We start from the raw sequence: 2,973 nt of genomic DNA, 5'->3' as shown, positions 1-2,973 counted from the left end.
CCAGCAGACCCGCGAAACCGTCCCCGCCAACTAGTCAACACCTGACTGACACCCCTGGCGGCGGCCCTGAACACCAGGGCCGCCGCCACACTTCGTCCCAACCCGCGGGGGAGCAGCGGTGGCAGCCAGCCGCGCAGCCGCCCTTCGGGTCCCAGCAACCAGAAAGCGCCATGACCGACGCCACGAAACGATTTCCCGCAGCCCTGTTCTCCCAAGGATCCGATCCGGACGCCCGGTTCAGCATGGCCAATGAACGCACCTTCCTGGCCTGGATCCGGACGTCCCTGGCTCTGATTGCCAGCGGCGTCGCCTTGGAGGCACTCGGACTGAACCTGCAGGACGGGTTGCGCCTTTCGGCCTCAATTGTCCTTATTGTCGCCGGGATCGCCGCGCCCGTGCAGGCCTGGTTCGGCTGGATACAGATCGAACGCGCGCTGCGCCTCGATCAGACGCTGCCGGCCGCGCATCTTACTTTCCCGATCGGGGCAGCCGTTTCCGTGGCGGGGATCCTGGTTTTCCTCGGGGTTGTCCTCGCCTGATGGCCGGCGGTCCTGGGAACTCACCCGGCCGGAGTCACCGGCCCTACGACGCAGGCCTGCAGCCGGAAAGGACCGCGCTGGCCTGGCGCAGGACGGCGCTGGCGGTCGCCGTCGCGTCGCTGGCAGCGCTGCGCATCCTGCCCGAAGTGCTGGGCTTATGGGCGCTTATACCGGCCGCGCTGGTCGCCGGAGTAGCATTCATCGCGCTACTTTTCACGCACCGGCGATACCGCCGGATCCACACGATCCTGATCTCATCCGAGAGCGACAGGGTGGCCCTGGGCGGGGGAGTCTTGCCAGCCTTGATGGCCGGGGCCACCATTGCCGGCGGGCTCATGGCGCTCGTTGCCGCTGTGCGCCTCAGCGAGCACTTAGCCCAATAAACCTAGTCCGCCGGTTCCGGGATGCCACAGGTGCGTGGCCATCCCGGAACCGGCGGAGATACGTTCTAGTTGACCTGGTTGATGATGGTCTCGGCGACCTCGCGCATGCTGAGGCGACGATCCATCGAGGTCTTCTGGATCCAGCGGAACGCCTCCGGCTCCGTCAGGCCCATCTTGGTAGTCAGTAGGCTCTTGGCACGCTCCACGAGCTTGCGGGTGGCGAACTGCTCCTGCAGGTCGGTCACTTCACTTTCGAGGGCCTTGATTTCCTCGTGGCGGGAGAGCGCGATTTCCAGGGCGGGGATGAGATCCGCGGGGGTGAACGGCTTGACCACGTACGCCATGGCGCCGGCGTCGCGGGCGCGTTCGACGAGTTCCTTCTGGCTGAACGCGGTCAGCAGGACCACGGGGGCGATCCGGGCCTTCACGATCTTCTCCGCGGCGGAGATGCCGTCCATGACGGGCATCTTGACGTCCATCAGGACCAGGTCCGGCTTGAGTTCTTCGGCCAGCTGCACGGCCTTCTCGCCGTTGTCCGCCTCGCCGACGACGTCGTAGCCCTCGCCGCGCAGGATCTCGATGATGTCGAGCCGGATGAGGGTCTCGTCCTCGGCGACGACCACGCGGCGCGCCGGCTTGGACGTGGGGTTTGACTCCGTCTGTTCTGACACGGGAACTCCTTGGAAAGGTACGGCGGGAACGAGACCATCTTAGGTTGTCACCGCTGCTGTACTTGGACCGGTTTGGTTCGATGCGGCGTCACTGGCGCGATTCTGGAATTCAGCCTATCTGCATGTAGAGTAATTTCGCGCACTGGAAGCGATCGCGTTGCTCACAGCACTGTGGTGGGGCGATTATGACACCGGTGTACTCCGCGCCCGAGTGGCGGAATTGGCAGACGCGCCGCACTCAAAATGCGGTATCGAAAGGTGTGTGGGTTCGAGTCCCACCTCGGGCACAGTGTTTCGGCAGTTCAGGGGCTTATTATTGCTATTTCGCGTGCACATTGTGCACACCCTCGCCTCTGATCTGATGTTCCGGGTGTGTGGGGTCCCGGAACGGCCTATTCGGCTGTGGGGGGGAGCGGCTGACTACGGCGGGCTGGCTACCGCCCTGCTGGGTCTCTTATGGGTGTTCATCCTCGTTCGTCCCTCCGTTGGGCTTTTCGCGTTCACCACTTCATGGTGGCCAGGGCCGCTCACAACATGATTTGCTGAATATTCTCTAGATCGACCCAGAGTTGCGGCCGGTCCGGATTTTCCGCTCTGATACCTGTTCATGCAGGTCTGCGGGGGGAACGGCATGACATGGCCACTGATCCGGCGCTGATTCATGAGGTCGCTGAGCGTGGCCAGTCGGCGGGCGGGGCCGGCCTCCGGGGCGATTTGTAGGAATTGGTGAGACCCGCCATGGCCTTCCCACCCCTTAGCCCGTCTCCGCATTCATCATTTAAGGTGGATCAACAGACAGCGAAGAGGGACTCGACCGTGTCGAGGTGGGGGCCGGTGGTGCAAAAGTTCCCCGGAACTAACACTCTGTCGTAGCCTGCAGCGCATTCTTCCTCGTCGAGCGTCCCGGCGATGGCACGCTTGCGACTTAGTGTGACTGTTAACTCCGTTTGGCGGCTATTTCGCAGTTCAGAATGGCGCTGGCATGTCGCGTCAGATTGGATGTCGCGCGTCAAGGATAAAGGCTGGAGGGGCATTCTCGCCCCGGGAGGCGTCATACGGCTTCAAGGGCCCTTGATGATTACGAGCTGAGCCGGACAACGGTCAGTGCTGGCTGGATGATTTGACAGTTACTCCCCGTGCATCCGGGCGATGTCACGAGGAGCTGACCACAGCAATTGGGTCTCATCCGGGTTGCCCTGAGGTGTACTACTGATGTGAGACACAGTTTGAAAGGATTGTGCCCATGTCTTCCCGTCCCAGTTATTCCGATGAGTTCTAGGCCGATGCCGTGAATCTCGTCATTTCCTCTGGCCGTTCGCCCGCCTCAGTTGCCCCCGAACTGGGGATCTCCGTGACCGCGCTGAAGCGGTGGGTTCAGCT

Annotated in this window: 3 protein-coding genes and 1 tRNA gene; 3 read left to right on the top strand and 1 reads right to left on the bottom strand. The window is 62.9% G+C overall.

Going from position 1 to position 2,973, the window contains the following annotated elements; genetic code table 11:
- Window positions 1–170 precede the first annotated feature (170 nt).
- A complete protein-coding gene (locus AC50YC_RS19750) occupies window positions 171–539 on the top strand; it encodes a YidH family protein (protein WP_494954966.1) in 369 nt (122 codons plus the stop codon).
- Window positions 539–922, top strand: coding sequence for a DUF202 domain-containing protein (locus tag AC50YC_RS19745; protein ID WP_494954965.1), 384 nt, complete (start codon window positions 539–541; stop codon window positions 920–922). Before AC50YC_RS19750 ends, AC50YC_RS19745 begins: the two co-directional genes overlap by 1 nt.
- A gap of 65 nt (window positions 923–987) precedes the next feature.
- Here the strand turns inward: AC50YC_RS19745 and AC50YC_RS19740 are convergent, their stop codons facing one another.
- Window positions 988–1,593, bottom strand: coding sequence for an ANTAR domain-containing response regulator (locus AC50YC_RS19740; RefSeq protein ID WP_024368455.1), 606 nt, complete (start codon window positions 1,591–1,593; stop codon window positions 988–990).
- A 205-nt stretch (window positions 1,594–1,798) separates the two neighbouring features.
- Here AC50YC_RS19740 and AC50YC_RS19735 point away from each other — a divergent pair.
- Window positions 1,799–1,880 (top strand) — tRNA-Leu (locus tag AC50YC_RS19735).
- Window positions 1,881–2,973: the final 1,093 nt, after the last annotated feature.

It is taken from the genome of Pseudarthrobacter sp. MDT1-56, from assembly GCF_059383555.1.
Note: the sequence above shows the minus strand (reverse complement) of the source record. Positions and strands in the feature narration are given on the sequence as shown.